The 19,529-nt window shown below is 35.4% G+C and carries 14 protein-coding genes; 3 read left to right on the top strand and 11 right to left on the bottom strand.

Annotation, left to right across the window (positions count from 1 at the left end; genetic code table 11):
- Window positions 1–115 precede the first annotated feature (115 nt).
- Window positions 116–2,227, top strand: coding sequence for an alpha-amylase family glycosyl hydrolase (locus JOC54_RS13940; protein WP_239586733.1), 2,112 nt, complete (start codon window positions 116–118; stop codon window positions 2,225–2,227).
- A gap of 120 nt (window positions 2,228–2,347) precedes the next feature.
- The gene (locus JOC54_RS13935) at window positions 2,348–4,111 is read left to right on the top strand and encodes an alpha-glycosidase (RefSeq protein ID WP_204466814.1); all 1,764 of its coding nucleotides are present in this window, start codon (window positions 2,348–2,350) and stop codon (window positions 4,109–4,111) included.
- A gap of 332 nt (window positions 4,112–4,443) precedes the next feature.
- Here the strand turns inward: JOC54_RS13935 and JOC54_RS13930 are convergent, their stop codons facing one another.
- From JOC54_RS13930 to JOC54_RS13920, 3 genes are all read right to left on the bottom strand, one after another.
- A complete protein-coding gene (locus JOC54_RS13930; RefSeq protein WP_204466813.1) occupies window positions 4,444–6,369 on the bottom strand; it encodes an ATP-dependent nuclease in 1,926 nt (641 codons plus the stop codon).
- Between the two features lie 328 nt (window positions 6,370–6,697).
- Complete coding sequence (locus JOC54_RS13925; protein ID WP_204466812.1) at window positions 6,698–7,462, bottom strand: hypothetical protein; 765 nt, start codon at window positions 7,460–7,462, stop codon at window positions 6,698–6,700.
- Window positions 7,463–7,543: 81 nt separating this feature from the next.
- Complete coding sequence (locus tag JOC54_RS13920; protein WP_204466811.1) at window positions 7,544–7,870, bottom strand: hypothetical protein; 327 nt, start codon at window positions 7,868–7,870, stop codon at window positions 7,544–7,546.
- A gap of 150 nt (window positions 7,871–8,020) precedes the next feature.
- Between JOC54_RS13920 and JOC54_RS13915 the strand changes: the two genes are divergently transcribed.
- Window positions 8,021–8,362 carry a helix-turn-helix domain-containing protein gene (locus tag JOC54_RS13915; RefSeq protein WP_367617807.1) on the top strand — a complete coding sequence of 114 codons (342 nt, stop codon included), beginning with the start codon at window positions 8,021–8,023 and terminating at the stop codon, window positions 8,360–8,362.
- A gap of 310 nt (window positions 8,363–8,672) precedes the next feature.
- Here JOC54_RS13915 and JOC54_RS13910 read toward each other — a convergent pair whose 3' ends face one another.
- The 8 genes from JOC54_RS13910 to JOC54_RS13875 all read right to left on the bottom strand — a co-directional run bounded on the left by JOC54_RS13910 (window position 8,673) and on the right by JOC54_RS13875 (window position 18,379).
- Window positions 8,673–10,337 carry a recombinase family protein gene (locus JOC54_RS13910; RefSeq protein WP_204466810.1) on the bottom strand — a complete coding sequence of 555 codons (1,665 nt, stop codon included), beginning with the start codon at window positions 10,335–10,337 and terminating at the stop codon, window positions 8,673–8,675.
- Between the two features lie 243 nt (window positions 10,338–10,580).
- Window positions 10,581–11,459 carry a tyrosine-type recombinase/integrase gene (locus JOC54_RS13905; RefSeq protein ID WP_204466809.1) on the bottom strand — a complete coding sequence of 293 codons (879 nt, stop codon included), beginning with the start codon at window positions 11,457–11,459 and terminating at the stop codon, window positions 10,581–10,583.
- Entirely contained in the window at window positions 11,452–13,215 is a 1,764-nt protein-coding gene (locus tag JOC54_RS13900; RefSeq protein ID WP_204466808.1) for a DUF927 domain-containing protein, read from the bottom strand. Before JOC54_RS13900 ends, JOC54_RS13905 begins: the two co-directional genes overlap by 8 nt.
- A 120-nt stretch (window positions 13,216–13,335) precedes the next feature.
- The gene (locus JOC54_RS13895) at window positions 13,336–13,680 is read right to left on the bottom strand and encodes a hypothetical protein (protein WP_204466807.1); all 345 of its coding nucleotides are present in this window, start codon (window positions 13,678–13,680) and stop codon (window positions 13,336–13,338) included.
- A gap of 160 nt (window positions 13,681–13,840) precedes the next feature.
- On the bottom strand, window positions 13,841–14,764 hold the full coding sequence (locus JOC54_RS13890; protein ID WP_204466806.1) for a hypothetical protein: 924 nt from the start codon (window positions 14,762–14,764) through the stop codon (window positions 13,841–13,843).
- Between the two features lie 82 nt (window positions 14,765–14,846).
- On the bottom strand, window positions 14,847–15,140 hold the full coding sequence (locus tag JOC54_RS13885) for a hypothetical protein (protein WP_204466805.1): 294 nt from the start codon (window positions 15,138–15,140) through the stop codon (window positions 14,847–14,849).
- Window positions 15,141–15,146: 6 nt separating this feature from the next.
- Window positions 15,147–15,602, bottom strand: a complete 456-nt coding sequence (locus tag JOC54_RS13880) for a JAB domain-containing protein (protein WP_204466804.1) — start codon at window positions 15,600–15,602, stop codon at window positions 15,147–15,149.
- Window positions 15,603–16,615: 1,013 nt separating this feature from the next.
- A complete protein-coding gene (locus tag JOC54_RS13875) occupies window positions 16,616–18,379 on the bottom strand; it encodes a DUF262 domain-containing protein (RefSeq protein ID WP_204466803.1) in 1,764 nt (587 codons plus the stop codon).
- Window positions 18,380–19,529: the final 1,150 nt, after the last annotated feature.

Raw genomic sequence — 19,529 nt, 5'->3', positions numbered from 1 at the left:
TTCAAGGGCAATGCTTTTGGTTTTTTACAAACAACCCCGTCTTTTATTCTTTTAAAAGGCGGGGTTGTTTTATTTTATAAAAGATTCATCACATTATCTTGAAGGAGGAATAAAGTTGAGATCTTTAAAAGTTTGTGTGAAAGCGATTGCATTAAGCTTTATCTTTTTCTCACTTCTTTCTTTACCTACAGTTGTTGAGGCTGGTGTCACAAACAAAGTCAATTATTCAAAAGATGTTATTTACCAAATTGTGACCGACCGGTTCTCAGACGGAAATACAGCGAACAACCCAACTGGAACCATTTTTAGTCAAAATTGTAGTGATCTTCATAAGTATTGTGGTGGTGACTGGCAAGGAATTATAAACAAGATGAACGACGGTTATTTAACCGATTTAGGGATTACGGCACTTTGGATTTCTCAGCCGGTCGAAAATGTTTATGCGCTGCACCCGAGCGGCTACACCTCTTATCACGGATATTGGGCAAGAGATTACAAAAAAACAAACCCTTACTTCGGGAATTTCACTGATTTTGACCGATTGGTTAGTACCGCCCATAGTAAAGGCATTAAGATTATTATGGACTTCACGCCAAATCATTCATCACCTGCGCTCGAAACGAATCCTAACTATGTTGAAAATGGAGCGCTCTACAATAATGGCGCACTGTTAGGCAATTATTCGAATGATCGTAACAAACTCTTTCACCATAATGGGGGAACAGACTTTTCTTCTTATGAAGACAGCATCTACCGCAACTTATACGATCTAGCCGACTATGATTTGAATAACAAAGTCATTGATCAGTATTTAAAGGAGTCGATTAAGCTTTGGTTAGATAAAGGAATTGATGGCATTCGAGTCGATGCGGTTAAACATATGTCTGAGGGTTGGCAAACCTCTTTAATGAGTGACATCTATAGCCATAAGCCCGTTTTTACCTTTGGAGAATGGTTTTTGGGCTCAGGAGAAGTCGATCCGCAAAATCATCACTTCGCCAATGAAAGTGGTATGAGCTTATTAGACTTTCAGTTTGGCCAAACGATTCGAAGTGTCCTAAAGGACCGCACGAGCAACTGGTACGATTTTAATGAAATGATTAAAAACACGGAGAAGGATTATGACGAGGTCATTGATCAAGTAACCTTTATTGACAACCATGACATGAGCCGTTTTTCAGTAGGAGCGTCTTCAAATCGTCAGACAGATATGGCGCTAGCTGTCTTGCTTACATCTCGTGGTGTACCAACAATTTACTATGGAACAGAGCAATATTTAACTGGCGGCAACGACCCTGACAATCGGAAACCGATGAAAACGTTCGATCGTTCTACAAACTCTTATAAAATTACTAGCAAATTGGCTTCTTTAAGACAGCGCAATTCTGCACTAGGTTATGGCAATACAACTGAACGCTGGATTAACTCAGATGTTTATATTTACGAAAGAAAATTTGGCAATAACGTTGTGCTAACTGCCGTAAACAGTAGCAATCGAAATCAAACAATCACTAATTTAAGCACATCATTACCCCAAGGGAACTATACAGATGAACTCCAGCAGCTTTTAGATGGCAACGCTATTACCGTTAATGCCAATGGTTCAGTAAATTCCTTTCAATTGCGGGCAAACGGCGTAGCGGTTTGGCAAGTAACCAAGCCATCAACGACTCCTCTAATCGGCCATGTAGGTCCGATGATCGGCAAAGCTGGAAATACCGTTACGGTAAGCGGTGAAGGATTTGGTGACAAGAAAGGTACCGTTCTCTTTGGCTCAACATCCGCAGAAATTGTTTCTTGGTCGAACACAGAAATACAAATTAAGGTTCCTAGCGTGACAGCCGGTCACTATAATCTTTCCGTTGTTAATGCGACGAACGCAAAAAGTCCCGCGTATGAGAAGTTTGAAGTATTAACAGGAAACCAAGTCAGTGTCCGCTTTGGAGTTAACAACGCCACAACAAACTCAGGAACAAACATATATATTGTTGGCAATGTGAGTGAACTTGGTAATTGGGACCCTAACAAAGCGATTGGACCGATGTTTAATCAAGTGATGTACAAATACCCAACTTGGTACTATGACATCAGCGTTCCAGCGGGTAAGAATTTGGAATACAAATATATCAAAAAAGATCAGAACGGAAACGTCATCTGGCAAAGTGGCAATAATCGAACGTATACGTCTCCTGCTACTGGGACCGATACGGTCATAACAAATTGGTAACAAACTCTTTTAGCCAAAATCAAATTCATAATTTAAGGGTAATGCATTGTGGCTTAACACAACAACCCCATTTCCAGTTGCGGAAAATGGGGTTGTTTTATTTTGAAAGGAGACTTCATTATGTTCAAAGAAGCGATCTATCACCGACCAAAAAACAATTATGCGTACGCCTATTCAAAGGATAGCTTACACATTCGCCTACGCACAAAAAAGAATGACCTTGTCCAAGTCGACCTCATCTATGCCGATCCTTACAATTGGGACGATACAGGCTGGCTCTTCGAACAAAAAGCGATGCGCTTAGAAGCGTCTGACCAGCTATTCGACTACTGGATGATTGACGTTACTGTACCATATCGACGTCTACGCTACGGTTTTAAACTTAGCAATGAAGAAGAAATCATCTACTATACCGAAAAAGGTTTTTACGACAAAGCCCCAACAGATGACACAGCCTATTATTTCTGCTTCCCTTTTATTAATCCGATTGATATTTTCCAAGCACCTGAATGGGTAAAACATACGGTTTGGTATCAAATTTTCCCTGAGCGGTTCGCTAATGGTGATTCAAGTATCAACCCAATAAACACGCTTCCGTGGGGAAGCACAAAAGCCACTCCTACTAATTTCTTCGGTGGCGATTTTGCCGGAATTCTGCAGCACATCGATTATTTAGTTGATTTAGGAATAAACGGTATTTATTTTACACCGATATTTAAAGCAGCATCAAATCATAAATACGATACGATAGATTATATGGAGATCGATCCACAGTTTGGCGACAAAGACACCTTTCGGAAACTAGTAAACGCTTGTCACGAAAAGGGCATCAAAGTCATGCTTGATGCTGTCTTTAACCATAGCGGTTATTATTTTGAACCTTTTCAAGATGTGCTGAGACATCAAGAGAAATCAGCCTATAAAGACTGGTTCCATATCCGTGAATTCCCAGTCACTCCTGGTCCTAAGCCTAATTATGACACATTCGCCTTTGTTGATTATATGCCAAAGTTAAATACGGAAAATCCAGAAGTTAAGGACTATTTTTTAAAGGTCGCCCGCTACTGGATCGAGGAATTTAACATTGATGGCTGGCGTCTCGATGTCGCAAATGAAGTCGACCATCAATTCTGGCGCGACTTCAGAAGAGAAATAAAAGCAACCAATCCAGGTGTCTATATCTTAGGTGAAATATGGCATGATTCCATGCCATGGCTACAAGGGGATCAATTCGATGCCGTCATGAATTATCCTTTCACCATTGCTGCTCTAGACTACATTGCCAAACAAAAGATTAATGCCCAAGAGTTTGCCAACCAGCTAACAGAAGTTCTATGTTCATACCCAAACAATGTGAATGAAGTGACCTTTAACCTGCTTGGCAGTCATGATACAGCTCGCGTTCTCACCGTCTGTCAAGATGATAAAGAAAAAGCAAAGCTACTTTATTTCCTTTTGCTATCATCAAAAGGAACGCCTTGTATTTATTACGGTGAAGAAATTGGCATGTCAGGTGAAAACGATCCAGGCTGCAGAGACTGTATGATTTGGGAAGAAGAAAAACAAGACGTAGACTTCAAAGCATTTATGAAAAAAATGATTCACCTGCGCAAAACAGAGGCTGCGTTTGGTAGCGAAGCAAGCTTAGAAGTTGTTGAAGCAACAATTGAAAGCAACCATCTTATTTATGCAAGAGAACATAATAATGAGAGAATCTATTTTATGGTTAACCCATCCAAACAGCCAATTAGCGTTTCATTTCCAGTTAGAGCTGACAGGAAGCAGGTTAAAGACGTTTGGAATAAACAGAAGATTGCCGTGATAGATGGGAACGTGAAGGTGGATATTCCTGCGGTAGGTTTTGGGGTTGTTAAGGTGGATTGAGCGTGGTGTAGCGTATAAGTAGTTGTTTCATTTGACGCAGTGGAAATAGAAAGTATGGTACTTTCTATTTCCGGCTGCTTGGTGGTGGATGGTTTTTATTTACTTATGGTACGGTTCTCCGTGATGGGTGTAAGTGAGGTTTTTCCATGCGTAATATGAATTCAGTGAATAAATTGATCTAAATAAAAAAAATTGCACCCCATAAAATTTACAGGGTACGTAGGCATTTATTTAGAATAAAATAACCATATTACAGTGGCTTCTTTTTCTCCTCCATCTCTATAGAATCAGCCTAAAAATTTGAATAAACCAGATCAAACTGCTCAAAATCACTAACCCTTTAGAGTTGGCGTTTGTTCAATTAAAGTCTCTTCTAATTCTTCAACGGTCAAATAGCCATCTTCTGTATTGAATGATCCTTGAAAGATACTTTGAACTGTTTTTCTCCATTCTAATGGGATGTCCTTCCATTCACTTCCCCAATTAGTTAAGATCTTATTGTATGCTGTTGCTGGCTTGTCAGAACTTGGAGCAGGATAACCAAGGATGTCCTCTAAACATTCTTCTAACATGAAACGCCGGTTAGATTCAGTAACCTCTGCTAATATAGGTTCATTAAAAACTTCGGCTCTAGGAGTACCACCATCACGATCATGCATTACGTAAGGATTTATACCTGAAGCTTTAAGATATTTAATTAAAGAAATAATAGAGGCTTTGCCTCTTGCTTTAATGATCTGCCAATTTTGAGATATATCCAATTGTACTTTTTTAGGCATTCTCGCGATAGTCTCTCGTAAAACTATATCTTCTGTATCTCCTTCAATTATTAATACTTCCCTAGAGAAAAATACTCTTGAGATATAATCATCCATTTTTAATAGCATTTTCACATAATTTTTTTCATCATTATGAAGGGATTTAAAAGCATGTGATGTATTAAAAGGGTTAGAACAAATTTTTTCAACTTGAACCTTAGTATCTCCACGTTCGATATACGAAGTCTCCACTGTAAGATTATTTAAGATTTGAGATGGCTTCTGACCAAGGTCGATCATATATGGAGAATGTGTTGTACAAACAATTTGATTAAAATCGTAACTAGCTAGTTCATAGATGGTGTTACGCATTAAATTAGATGCATTAGGGTGTAAATATATCTCGGGTTCTTCAAAGCCAATGATCAGCGGTCTAACAAAGTCATCCTGTGAAAATTTATTATTCTCTCTCATAGTTCTGTATCTTAACAATGCAAATACAGCTGATCTTATAACGCCTGTTCCTTGTAAATTTACACTCGTATGAACGTTACTTTTAATACTAATATCAAAAGTAGGTTTTATGCTTTTGTCTGCTTCTCCAAGTGTTGTTTCCGCTTTAATTCCGATATTAGAGAATATACTCCCTAAGACATTATTTAGATCCCCCATCATAACAGCGAATTCACTATTTTCATCGTTAGGATCAAGTTCCTTAGCTAGAAGTTGTAAATACTTTTGAGCCTCTTTAAAATTTAAAGATGCATCTCTTACATCTTTAAATAACTCATTTAAAGTGCTATGCAGAGTCCCGTTAGAACTTGAAAGTTCAGACATTTTATCTTGAGCTGGTATCAGCAAGAATTTAGGTAACTTATGGAGTACAACACCTGGTATTCCACCTGGATTTTCGGTCCATTTTTCTTCAGTCTCATCAATATCATAGGCACATTCTAAATCAAAGATCTTCTTTAAATCCGCAACTGATATTTTCTTTAAAGGATTGTCTGTCCTTATTTTTAGGTCTTCTAACATTTCAATAGTAATTCCATACTCTAATATATCTTTGATTGTTTTGCACTCTTGTATTTCGGGTCTAATCACTTTGTTAAACTCTTTCATCTCAACAATATAATTTGTATTTGGCTTAAAAATCTTTCGAAACACAATTTTATTTCCTGACTCAGAGTTTGTTTCGTACTTTAGTATTCTACCCTTAAATCCAATCCAGTTATTTGCGACTTCAGGGACATTTCGAAATTCAATAGTTAATCTTACCTCATCACATATGAGTTCATTAGTTAATTCATCATCACTAAGTCTATGAAAAAATTCGTTCAGATCAATTTTTCTATGATCATTTAGTATAATTTCCAAAGCATGAAGTATACTACTTTTTCCTTTGTTATTCTCACCAATTAAAAACGTTGCATCTGAAAAGTGCACAGTCGTGTCGATGTGTCTTCGAAATCCTTCAATTCTTAGAGAATAAAGTTCCACTATTTAGCCTCCCTCTTGTAAGATAACTACAGTATTAGATTCGACTATAATTTCCTTTTTCCTCTAATTTATTATATATTACTCGTTAAATTTATATATAGATATAGATTAAGTAATATATTTATGCATTATGAGGATAATTGCGATGCTTTTTAAATCAGGAAAACCACTAACAGAAATCATTCTGGAGTATGACTTATCGCCTTTTACGATTGATAAGCGGGTGAACCAACATGAAAATTGAGGTTCATTTAAAGAAATTTCCCATTAGAGATTTCTGCTAATGTATTTCCTATAAGTTGAATCGAAATTTACGAACTATTACGGTCTAACTCAACTCTTCATAAAATATAACCCAGTTGACATCTTCCATATATTCAACCAGCATGTATAAACCATTATCAAGAGAATAGTTTACAGATATCTCCACTTCTATAGTTTGGGATTGACCTGTAGGAATAGTAATCACATCACCATACTCTTCGTCAGTATTATATAATTCTGTGAAAAATATCAACCTGTCATCGTCACTTCCAGTACTTCCACTGATATTACTTGCATATACGCTCACATCATAGCCTTCATCATTATAAAATTCCGCTGTTAATAGATAATGATAATACTCATTATTTACCTCTTCAAGACTTATGATCTCCATAGATGTTTCATTATCATGGTTTAATAACACTTCATCACCAATGCGGAAACCATTCTCTTTTTTGTCTTGTATCTCCCTAGCTCGTGTTTCAGCCCCTATTCCCTCACCTCTTTTTTTCAATTCCTCATAAGTCTCAAAGAATTCTTTTACGTTATCTTGACTGTTATCAGATCCGAAAATATCTGTTTCAATATCATCAAATAAACTATATTCATCCTCTATCCCAGCAATAGCATCAGACCATCCTGCCCAGTAAGCTGCTTCTAACTCTTCCTCCCACTCCGCATCAGTTACATTTGTTTCTGAAGATGTTGTTTCTTGGGCTCCAATTTCTTCTTTATCCTCTGTTTGAATTTCTTCCGTATTATCTCCACACCCTGCTAATAAAAACACGGTTGATGTCATTAATGATAAACCAAAAAGTATTTTCTTCATTTTTTATTCTCCTTTTTTAATATTCTCTTTGATATAGAACATAATTAAGCCCTTTGATTTTAACCAAAGGGCTTATTTTGACTAGACTTCTGTGCTTAATTCTTTTTGTGTTTTTGATGCATCCATAAGGATTAGTACCGCTGAGACAATATGTAGCGCCATTCCTAGACCAGGAATAAATCCAAGAATACTAGCTCCAATACCAACAATGTTTCCTACCGGTAGTGGATGCTTACTTTTAATTGCAAAGAATACGATTAAAGCATGAAATGCCAGCATTAAAAACAACGGTAACCATACAAGTGCAATGATAAAGCTTCCACCTAGAATAGGAATACCTAAAAAGGCTTCAGCCCCCCCTGACACCCACTTTAATGTTGTAAGGTTCTTCTTACTCAATGAATTCATCTAAAATCCCCCTATTTAAATTAACCATCTTACTATTATTATCGGCGCTCCAAAAAGAACTTTTAAGTACTTTTTTATATAAAAAATACCTAATTTATTAATCTGCACTTTTATGGTTTACTCTTCTAAGCTTGAGAAGAGGTGGTTCAAGTGACAGACTTGCAGAGTCTTATTGGAACAAAAATCCGTTTACTCAGACGAGCTAAAAATATGACCCAACATGAATTAGCTGAAAAAGCTGGTTTAATTGACTCATATGTTGGCGGAGTGGAACGCGGAGAGAGAAATATTTCATTAAAAACACTTGAAAAGATAATGCATGGGCTAGAGGCATCCCCTTCTGATTTGCTAACACTTGCAAGTAATGATCAGGACGAAAGCAGACAAGAACTCATTAGCAAATTTATCACTGGTACAAGTACGCTTACCAAAGAACAGATAGAAAGCGTTAATCGTATTATCACTGAGGTACTTAATACTTATAATAAATAGCACCGTGATATCTATTACCTTAACGCCGATTTGAACAGCAATAGACATGAAACAAGAACTTAGCTGAATTTTCTAAACCAATCTTGTTCGTCTTTTACCTGAGGTTTTATTCTGATACTCAGAGACGCTTTTAATAATTATGCAAGTAAAAATCCCTACAATAGTACCCAACAAAAAATATGACATAAATTCACTCTCCTTTATCCTCAAGGATTGATACAACACTTATAAATACAGATACTCCGAAGGCCATACCTGCTTTAAACCATTCTACTGATGTCAAACCACTCACCTCCCTTCAGATCGCCTTTTAATAATCCAGTGTAATAACAAAAGAAGAGGAACCATCATCATTGGATGGTCCCTCTTCTTTATTTGTTTCTGACGCAACTTTATTATTGAACTGTATTTGTATACTTTCAATCTCCCTAGTAGGTGCTATGGTTATCTTTTTCACCAGTAGCTGCATGGCATATTTTCGTTGTTCAGCTGTACCAGTATTCTTGTAAAAAGAGAGGAAGTCACGTAAGGTATTCGTAACTTGGTATGCTGAGATCGCTTGCACCTGGTCACCCGTTAATTGGCTCTCTATCGGTTTTATCTGAGCTTCATTATAACGAATAGCTTCATTCAACTTATTGTACTCATTTTGAAAATCTAGCTTGTTCAAAATGCCATCTTTGTAGAGGTCGAGAATTTGTTGCTTTTGTAACACATATTTCTCTCCCTTTATCCTCAATTGTTCTTGCTCTTTAATTAACGGATCCAATACAGTATAATGTCGCGTATTAATTTTCTCGACAATGTCTTCTACCAGTTGCTTATTCTCGGCTAAACTAGTAAGTTTCTTCAAGACGAATGGATCTGCATAATCGACACGTACCCCATTGGAATGACAAACAGTACTGCCTTTACTCTTCCATGCCCCACAGACGTAATATTCCAGCGCATAACGAGTACCGTCTTTACGTTTGTTTGTTGTCCTTCCTAATACCATGCTCGCTCCACATTCTGGACACTTCATAATGCCTGTTAAGACAAATTCTCCACTATGGACTCGATTTGGTTTTTTGCTTCGCTGCTTCAGTCGCTCCTGAGTCTTCATCCAAACGTCCTCTGTGATAATTGGTTCATGTTGTCCCTTACCAATGTGTGGCGTCGCATTCGTGCCCTTGCGACGCTTTTTAGACCAATTCACTTGCTTGTTATAGCGAATGAGCCCAACATAGATTGGGTTTTCTAGGATGGTCTTCACACTATTGAAGGAGAAGGGGTTGCCAAGCTTCGTTCTATACCCCTCTTTATTTAGCTTATTCGCGATTGATTTATAGCCATGTCCATCCAAGTAGAGATGAAATACCTTTCGTACGGTACGAGCTTCATCTTCGTTAATAATTAACTTTGTTTGCTTGCGCTTCTTCGTTGAGACAAACTCACTGACTGAATCATAGCCCAGAACTCTTCCTCCATTCCATGCCCCTTCTTTCGCACGTGCTGTCATACCCATTTTCACATTTTCTGCGATATTGTCTCTTTCAAATTCTGAGATGGCCGCAAGCATATGAAATTGCAGTTTCCCAGCTGGTGTTTCTGTTTCTAGATTTTCCTTGAATGAGCGAAAATCAACTTGTTTATCTTCAAGCATTTTGACCATTTGTAGAATATCTAAAATGTTTCTTGCTAAACGGTTCATTTTCCATACAATTACCATGTCAAAGTGATTTGCTTCTTTAAGCATTCTGAGCAATGCTGGCCGGTTCATAGATTTCCCACTAATACCACGATCAGTAAACTCATCATAAACACTGTATTCTTGATTCTCGCACCATTGCCTTAAAACGCTTAGTTGTTCATCAATGCTATAGCCCTCTTCTGCTTGCTCACTCGTTGAAACACGAGCATAAATGGCGACTTTTTTAATAGTTGAATCGGTTGAATAATTAACGGTAGTTGTAGTTGCTAGATTCGTTCTCATGACACTACTCCTTGCCTTCTGAATTTTGCGTGGTTGTATAGGTATAAATCATTTCTGCAAGTATTGTAATCAGTTGATCGTATTCACTATTCACTTTCTCTTCCATGTCAAATCCCCCGTTTACATATCTATAATATATATTTATATTTTGATTTGATCCCTAACCCACCTTGAAGCGGGTTAGGGAATAATGTCGTTTAATACGACTAATGCTTAAATGGACAAATGCTGCATTTCGTAAGATTAAAATTGTGCGTTGATATGCTCAACCGCATCCTCAACGGTTTGCTGAGTAACATGGGTATAGCTGCTCGTCGTTTGCAAGTTTGCATGGCCTAGTAGCTTTTGGATCGTCACAACATTAATGTTCTTGCTGACCAAAGTAGAAGCAAAAGAATGCCTAAGAGTATGGCAGGTCACTTTTTTGTCCCAACATAGCTGATCGGTTGCTTGCTTCAAACACTTGTTTACATATCGATCAGTAATCCCACCTGAACGTGTAAAGAACATTTTTTCTTTTATGTCATTATCGCTAACGTATTTGAGTAAATAGCTGTTTAAGGATCTGCTTAGAGGGATCGTTCTTTGTTTCCCTCCTTTACCGTTAACGATCCGCATGTTCCGGTCTTGAAAATTTAAATGTTCTCTTCTCAGATTAATGCATTCCGAAATTCTCATTCCAGTGTAATAAAGAACAAGGACGACTCTCCTGACATCGGACGAGTTTATTGCAGGGAGCAGCTGATTAATTTCGTCTTCAGTTAAAAAAGTTTGTTCAACCTTTTCTGCCTCTACTTGTTTCAATTCAAGTGCAATATTCTCAGTAACGACACCACTGTTTAGTAGGTGCTTCCAAACAGAGCGAAGAGTATTCTTACGTCGATTCCTTGTGCTTGCGGTACACCCCCTATGAGCAATAAGCCAATCTAAATAGTCATTCAAATGTACAGCTTTCACATCATTAATTTGACTGATATGAGGATAGTGCGAAGCTAAATAGTCCGTAAACTGTTTTAAGTCTTTCTTATACTCACACACTGTTTTCTCTCTGTACCCTCTTTGTACAATGCCATTAAAGTAAAAGCTAAAGGCCTCTGATATTGATATTAAACCCTTATTCATTGAACAGATCCTCTGGTTTCATTGCTGGCTTCTCGTCATTAATTCTTGGTCGATCCTTTGGCTTGCGTAATTCACTTCCATTTGCTTTTGCACTACCGATAGAGAAGCCATCTAAATCATAACTAGGGATAAACTCAGATAAAAAGTCATGATCATAATGCACGCAAATCGTATATACGTTACTCCCATCGATACTCGTTCGAATTTTTCTCTTATTCTGGTCGTGCTTTAAATAGCTATTACTTTTCAGTTCATTCAAAAGCACGTCAGTATTCGTAATCCTCAACTCTTGAGCAATCTTTTTGTAAGCTGATTCAAGCAGGTAAACGTGTACATCATCCCCTTTGGTAGTAATTTTTCCATAAATATCCTTATGTGAAGCTGGTCTAGAATTGTTGATCTTAAAATGGCCAATGTATTCAATGATTTTCGCCTTCAATTTATGATGGAATAGCTTGGCTAAATCCCTTCTCATCAGAGAATCTTCTTCCTGCTGTACAAGTAACGTTTTTACGTGGTCAGTTGACAAAGATAAATCAAGGGACTCATTAGCCAACTTCGTTGCTAACAAGATAAAAGCAAATTTGTTTGCGATACGGTCTCTGTATTTTGAATGAGGTAGAGATTCCATTAAATCAGCTTTACATTCGAGATACTTCTCATTAATTCTATCTTTGCCAAGACAAAGCAAGTGCTTTATAAAAATTGGTCCTGCTGTACCATAATTTCTCTGAATACTGGCATTCAATACTTCCGCGTGTTGAGCAGATTTTGTCCATTCGATATTAGTTAACTCAAAAAGCCTAACCTGAAGTCCCACATGCGCTTTTGTTTCATTCAGAAGGGAACCTTCACCAGTCATAAGAACTAAAGTGGCCCAAGTTGAAATCTCCCTCGATTTAGCCTCTTTTGTTAACCGACCTTTCCCCCGATTTTCAGCTATCTTGTAAATAAAGGTAGAAAGCTGACGTGTAGTCATTGAGTGCATAGATGTTTCATCGAGGACAAGTGGCACTCCGTAATTTCCTGAAAAAAAATGTTCTAACGCATTTGGAGTCCCATTAAAGCTCTTAATTAATCCATCATTACTTGGTCTTGCAAAAGGAGAGACAGCTAATGATGCAGCTGTAGACTTACCCATTGAACTATTACCGACTAGATGAAACAAGATCGAATCAAGTTTTTCTGCATTATCTATGCCATACCAGCCCACTAATGATGCCGCGAAGCCCATGGACAGCGCGAGTTCTAGTGGAGCATGCCCTTCCACATGACTTTTAATAGCGGCTGACCAATCTTCTAGTGAGCCCCTTGGCTCTAAATTTATATCACCGGTATAATTAGAGATTAAGTCTTCGGACGTAATTATATTTTTTAGTCGGTACATTGGTTTACCCTGAACATCTATCCATCCTAAATTAGAGTGAGAATGTCTAATTTTAGCTTCTTGTGCCGATTGCAACAAACAGTTAAACACATCATCTTGTGACGTATTGCTAATGTCTAACCCGCGATTCATGAATATTTCTAGATGGTTTCTTGAAAGCTTCCCTTGATCAAATTGATGCGACTTCCAATCCCCATAATTGAAATACCTAATACTCAGTGAAACTGTATCTTTTTCAATATCCCTTACAACTTCTTCCACGTAAGCCGGATTTGCTATCCTTTTTAAATTGGTTTCGCCTTTACTCTCAACTATTTTAAAGATACCTTCATCATTAACTTGGAAATTGTTTAAATCTAAATTCTTCATAAAAATCCCCTTTTCTTGTTTGTATTGGCAATTTATAAATTAGAAACTGTATGACTTGTGTTGCCAAGCTTGAATTCATTTTGAAACAATGAATTCAAGCCAAGCTTTAGAATTTGTGTTTTAATGGACTTCATAAAAGCTAGTTACATTGGAGTATCCTTTTCTTAGTCCAATTGAAATTCCGACTTCTTTTCCAATCAATACTTTTAAGTCCAATTCCTCTTCAACAGCATCATCTTTTAACGCTGATGACAAAAGCATATCTAACAATGAATGCCCGTTTGAATTGATTGGAATTTGTTGAGTGAACTTCTTGTCACCGTCTACAAAAGTAACTAAGATTGTTGGACATTGTTCATTATTGATGACAACACTTTTTCCTTCTTTAATGCTTTCAATAGTGACGTTATGACTACCCACTGTTAAAAATTTAGGCTTTACTCTTTTGATAATTAGATTTTCCATTCTTTTCAACCTGCCTTCATTTAATATTTAATTACACCCTTACTTTACAATGGCTTTTTTTAAGTAGTTAGGGGGGACAGAAAAAAATCTTGAATCCCCCTAAATCGTTCTTAAATCAAAAAAAAACTCTATACAAAATAGAGTTTTCTTAACCGGTCTATTATTTTATTTTTATTAAGTCTTCAGCACTACTCCATAACCCATCTCTAATCAATGTCTGGACAGATCCATCTAGTATCTCCTCAATTGGCTTATAAGGGGAAGGAGCATTATCATCTATTGTCGATAACTTTAGATGTTTTGTTTCTTCTACTTGTTTAAGGTCGTTAAACTCTTTCTTTATTGTTTCTAGATCTACATGGTCTGTAAATGTTCCTTGCATTTGCTCAAATTCACTCGTTTGGTCTTCCTGTTTCATAGACTCAATCTCGGAATATATATCTTTATCAATAACTAATTTGTCTTGAAAATGATCTTTAAGAGAGGTAAGGCCATTACTTGTTTCTATTAATCTCTCTTCACTCACATATTGAATTAGATTAATCCAATTGTTGTTCGTTTGTCTTAGCAATATCCTGTACAAATTTAACATCTTTTCTTTATCTTCTTGATTAAAAAATGCTGTTGAATCAATTCTTAGCAAGTTATGAGCTTCGTTTATGATTATTGATTCAAAGTCATTTTGGATATTAGAAATCGTTTTCTTCATGGTATAGTTCAGATTCATATGCAGGGAAACCAAGTTGTCTTTTAATATTTTACCATCTAATTGTGCTTTTAGAAGATTTTCTGTTATATCAATTAGGTCTTTTAATTCGTCTAAATCAATACCTTCAGTATCCCAAGGACTAATAAATTCTTCTTTTTTTCTATCATAAAAATTTAGTATTGAAATAAGATGATCTCTACCTTCATCAGTAAAAGCAAAATGTCCCTTACTATTCTTAAAGATGTTAGCATCAATTAATAATGTTGACATAATTGATTTAAATTTCTTTTTAACAGTTTTCTCTTTGTTTTCTAATTGATTCCCTTTCAAATTATACAGATCTCTGACAATGCTATACATAGAATGCGTTTCCATATTATTACCCCTATCTAATTCAAATTTAGTAAACACTAAGGGTATATTTTACTAAAAAGAAAGCTATATGATAAACAATAAGCTATCGCAGAAATTTTTTAATCAGAATCAAATCCCCGTTTTTTTCACAAATTAAAAGTAAAGGCACACTTTCAGTCAGTTCATGTACTACACCAATGGTCCATTCTTCATCATCTTTGACAATGCTACAGTAGTCAACTCGAATCTCGTTCGGTAAATTAAGAGTGCATATGCTTTCAAAAGACAGCTCTTCTTTCTCAAGATAAACTGTTTCCTCTCCAACCCCATCCTCATCTATATCCGTATCAAATTCATTTTTCATGAAAATGCAAAATTGTTCTGATCCAAAATACATTCTTTCTCACCCCATATACCTTTTCTCTTTCATCGACAAAAAAGACCCATCTCCAATAATGAGATGGTCCAATAAATATATACCAAAAATGTCTGCTGCTTGTTGCAACCTTTTTGTTACTGCTATATCTTCTTTGCTTGGTTCTGTGTCTCCTGATGGATGATTGTGGGCTACTATGAATGACACCCCATTACTTAAAATAACCGGCTTAAATACTTCTCTAACATGAATAACACTTGAATTAACCGTGCCTACATGGCATACGTTAATGCTGTTAACATTGTTTTTAGAATCTAGTGACATCACAACAAATTTCTCTCTATCAGCGTCTTTAAAGATGCTTTCTAATACACTATAAACATCGTCTGGCGAACTTACTGTTTTAGGACGATTCATTGAGATAGCTTCTTCTTTAACAAGTTTTATTGATACAAAGTTTATACTTAATTCATCTCTATACATTGCCTCTCCTTTCTTGTAAAAGCTTAATTGTTAAAACTTTTACACTTCTCTTTTATAATATGTGCTTATAAAACTTGTAAAAACGGATATTAGGCCACTCCTCCTAATCTCCCTCTATTTTTCATAACAAAGCCTTTTTATAAAACAATATTTGGTACTGAATTAATATATTTTCTGAACATGTTCGACTCACTTCATCCATGGCAACAAACCAAAATATAAATTCAAAACTTTAATTAGTTATTATCAATGAAAGTCGATAGCTATAATTTCCATTCTGATAATGACATTTTAGAAATTATCACACAAATAAAAGAGGTTACTACAGAGTAGCAACCTCTAATTGAAAGTTTTGAGTAACAGAGACTTGTTAGCACATTTTAAGTATAATTCTTATTACCGTATCTTTTTTACGGTAGATATGACGTCATTAAGTTTAGAATAGTTCGTTTATTATAATCAAGCATACTACTAGAACAATAAAGAGTATTCATTGTAAAAGGCATTTCAAAATCTAGCACCTTTATTTTCTTCAGCTATTTGTAGAATGGGTTTTTAAAAAAAGAAGCCAACTCAATTCATAAGTTGGCTTCTTTTACATATTTACTTTTAATTACCGGATAAATGTTTTAGTAATAAAAACTGTTAAGAGAATAGGAAAAACAGATAGAGAGACTACTATAATAAGAAAAAATTCAGCCGTGTTAAATATTTCTACTATAGCAATAGCAATGCTAATAACAAATTTTATGCCAATAATTAATGGTGTTAACTAGTCCAATTTAGACCCAATTTTTCCGTTAATATTAATTTATGTACGGTACCTAAACATAAATTAAATTCAGTGGAAAATCATCTTCAAGAACTTAGCTCTGGCAATATAATTTCCATGATGGAAAATCGATTCTTTGTCACTTTACCTGTTGCTCCATTGGACGATTTATAGCACGATTTTGGAGTGAATTTTTCTGACTAAAACTTTTTGTATTTTTTCAATAAACGTTAGTAAATAACTAGAGTAAAATATTCGACAACTCTTTTTTTAATAGTTTCTTTCGACTTTCATAAAATGCTTCGAATTCAAAAAAATCTAAGTCTGCGTCCATTGGTATGTAATTGTCACTCCGATACTTGATTTTGTCACCTAATTTAGTATTTTCTTCTAACCACTTTTTAACCGGCTTTTTACTTTTGCTGATGTTTTCTTTTCCTTCCATCATTTGAAGATTTGGAAGTGTGTCTTTATAATCCTTCCATTCATCCCATTTTTCATTTGGTATGTGATACTTTTTTAACTTTGAATCAGTAAAAAAACTAGAAGGGTGAATGTGATCTTGATGGAAACTAATCTGATCATACCTTAGATTAGGATACAGCAGTGATAAAACCATAAAAGTGTATGCACTTTTTTTATATTCTAAAATCTCATCTAGATCCTCGTTGGACATTTTTAATGATTTATTTCCAGGTAACTTAAGCTCCAACAGTTCTTTTAGCGGGAAGTTTTTATACTTAAGAGTGTGCAAGTCACCACTCACTTCTCTTAACTCATCTCTAATACTTGTTAATACTTGATCTCCCTGACCTCCATAAATTTGCATGAGTAGCGAGTTTATGAGGTACTTTTGTATTTCTTTTTCCGAACCTTCAACATTGCCACCCTTTAAAATAAAATACGCTATAGGTACTAATGCATTGTGTGATGTTAAATTATCTCCGCTAAAACCGAACTTAACAATTAAATCTATAGTAAGTGAAAGAGCTTCTTTAATTTTAGGCCATTCAGTTCTTATTCTAGTAATGTTGTCCCTTCTAAAATTCTTAACACTAAATAGTACCGGGCAATCTGTTAAAACTAAACACGATCGCATAATAAAATCATTGTCTAACTTGAATCCATCCCCTTTGTTGTTGAGCATAATTAAGAAGTCTTCAATCTCATCTCTTGCTTCTTCCCAGTTTGCAACAATAGTTGAAAACAAGAGATCCGACTTTGATAGAACTGTGCCACCACTATTAACTCTTACAAATATATCCAAAACCTCATCTAAATCTTGGTTTTCCAATTTGAAATCGTTTATCAATTTTTCTAAGACAATTTTCATATGTAATTTTCGTAAAGTACTCTTTATCTGTGATTTTTTACTTTTGATTGCCATAATAAGTTCATTGTTATTAACTTGATTATCAATTACCTTATCGTAATAATCATCAATTTCTGGGTCATCACCCCAAGTTAATACATTTTTTATCTTAAACCATAATTTGTCCTTACTTATTAATTTAGCTTCTTGTTCAGTAAGGAATTTAAATTGATACATCAAATCATCACTATGTTCACCATCACTATCCATATTCTTCATTAGATTTATATATAGATATCTTTTCGGAAAAGCATTATCGTTGTCCCACCTTGCATATGCTTTCTTATATGCATAAGAGCCTTGAAGAGCTATGTACATTGAACTTAATCTTTGTTGACCATCTAAGACACCAATAATTTCATCTTTTAACTGGGGGTTAGGTGCAACTTCGTTCCTGCCACCTCTTTCGTGGTAATTTTGCAAAAATTTATAGAATGTATAATTATTCTTCTTTTCGCCACTTATGTACCAAAACAAAAATGTTCCTATTGGATAACCTCGCATGATCGAGTCAAATAATCTCTCAATTTGTTCATGTTTCCATATAAATTTACGTTGTATAGCGGGTAGATATACTTCATTACGACCAATCATTTTTATAATGTCTTTAATACTTCTTTCTTGATAGCTCATATTACTCCTCCTATTAGAATTTTGTGTTAATTTCATATTCGAACAACCTAAATGAAATATATTCTTATGACCTTGTAAGTAAAAAGAGGGGGAATTAGCCCTTGACACAAACGTTTTTTAACCCTTACTTTCATGACCAATTTCACTATAATTAACTTTACGAGATTATTGACCATATGTGGTACTAATCGTAACTAATTGACCTTTAAAAACATAGCCATCAATTTAAAAAAACGAATGCCTTAATGGACATGTAAATTAATCCTTTTTCCACTCTCGCTTAATTCAATAAAACGTACTCATTGAAAGCTCGATAACTTGTTAAATATTCTTCCCCAGATGAACCATTCTAAGCATTCTTATTACTTCAATGTAAGTTAATTAGCTTGTCAACGCGCATTCGCTTTTACCTGGTATTTCCCATTACGTTTTGCTAGTTCAAATCCTCCTCGTTAAGCAATTCAAATGCGACTCAACTCCCTCTTTGCCATCCATGCCTGACGAATTATAGTAACCAACTTCCCAATTCAACAGTATATCGGTCCCATGTGTCAAATTAAGCTTATTAACATACGTACCCGATATGAGTCACCGACAAATCACCTCCCAGTTGAATAATCTTTAAGCGCAATAAATTTTGCTCTAAAACTACACCAAACGCAAACGATAACATTCAAAATAACCAAACCACTTTTAATTAAACAAAAAATGATACTATTAATGTTTATTATTGAGCATCTTGTGCTATTATTTAATAGAAATCTTTTGTTTGATATTTACATAAGACATAGGGGCAACCATATACTTCTTCCTTAAAGGACTGATGTAAATGGAAATTGATTTTATTATGCTTTTTATTATCTTATGTAGTTTATTACTTGAGTTCGTGAAATACTATGTTCCACTTTTGGACGAGAGTGTGACACGAATGGAAATAATATCTATTCTATCACTTATAGTTGCAACTTTAAGCTTTAAAAAAGGAAAAAAACCATCATAAACAGATGATTCTTTTCCTAAAAGGAGACATGATGTCGGTTGCTCCTATAATTTAGTAAACAAAACAAGATTTCAATAGTCAGACGTGGCACCGTCTGACTTTTTTGTTTATCATATAATGTTTTTACTAAATATAAAAAGGTTCACAGTT

It is taken from the genome of Shouchella xiaoxiensis, from assembly GCF_016907895.1.
GTDB classification, from domain to species: domain Bacteria; phylum Bacillota; class Bacilli; order Bacillales; family Bacillaceae_D; genus Shouchella; species Shouchella xiaoxiensis.
This window is presented reverse-complemented; position numbering and strand designations above follow the sequence as displayed.

What these genes read in the sequence shown, in the direction of transcription:
- JOC54_RS13880 (WP_204466804.1), bottom strand. Translation starts at nt 15,602, where the DNA reads ATGTATAGAGATGAATTAAGTATAAACTTTGTATCAATAAAACTTGTT.
- JOC54_RS13925 (WP_204466812.1), bottom strand. Translation starts at nt 7,462, where the DNA reads ATGAAGAAAATACTTTTTGGTTTATCATTAATGACATCAACCGTGTTT.
- JOC54_RS13910 (WP_204466810.1), bottom strand. Translation starts at nt 10,337, where the DNA reads ATGAGAACGAATCTAGCAACTACAACTACCGTTAATTATTCAACCGAT.
- JOC54_RS13875 (WP_204466803.1), bottom strand. Translation starts at nt 18,379, where the DNA reads ATGAGCTATCAAGAAAGAAGTATTAAAGACATTATAAAAATGATTGGT.
- JOC54_RS13900 (WP_204466808.1), bottom strand. Translation starts at nt 13,215, where the DNA reads ATGAAGAATTTAGATTTAAACAATTTCCAAGTTAATGATGAAGGTATC.
- JOC54_RS13920 (WP_204466811.1), bottom strand. Translation starts at nt 7,870, where the DNA reads ATGAATTCATTGAGTAAGAAGAACCTTACAACATTAAAGTGGGTGTCA.
- JOC54_RS13890 (WP_204466806.1), bottom strand. Translation starts at nt 14,764, where the DNA reads ATGGAAACGCATTCTATGTATAGCATTGTCAGAGATCTGTATAATTTG.
- JOC54_RS13905 (WP_204466809.1), bottom strand. Translation starts at nt 11,459, where the DNA reads ATGAATAAGGGTTTAATATCAATATCAGAGGCCTTTAGCTTTTACTTT.
- JOC54_RS13935 (WP_204466814.1), top strand. Translation starts at nt 2,348, where the DNA reads ATGTTCAAAGAAGCGATCTATCACCGACCAAAAAACAATTATGCGTAC.
- JOC54_RS13885 (WP_204466805.1), bottom strand. Translation starts at nt 15,140, where the DNA reads ATGTATTTTGGATCAGAACAATTTTGCATTTTCATGAAAAATGAATTT.
- JOC54_RS13895 (WP_204466807.1), bottom strand. Translation starts at nt 13,680, where the DNA reads ATGGAAAATCTAATTATCAAAAGAGTAAAGCCTAAATTTTTAACAGTG.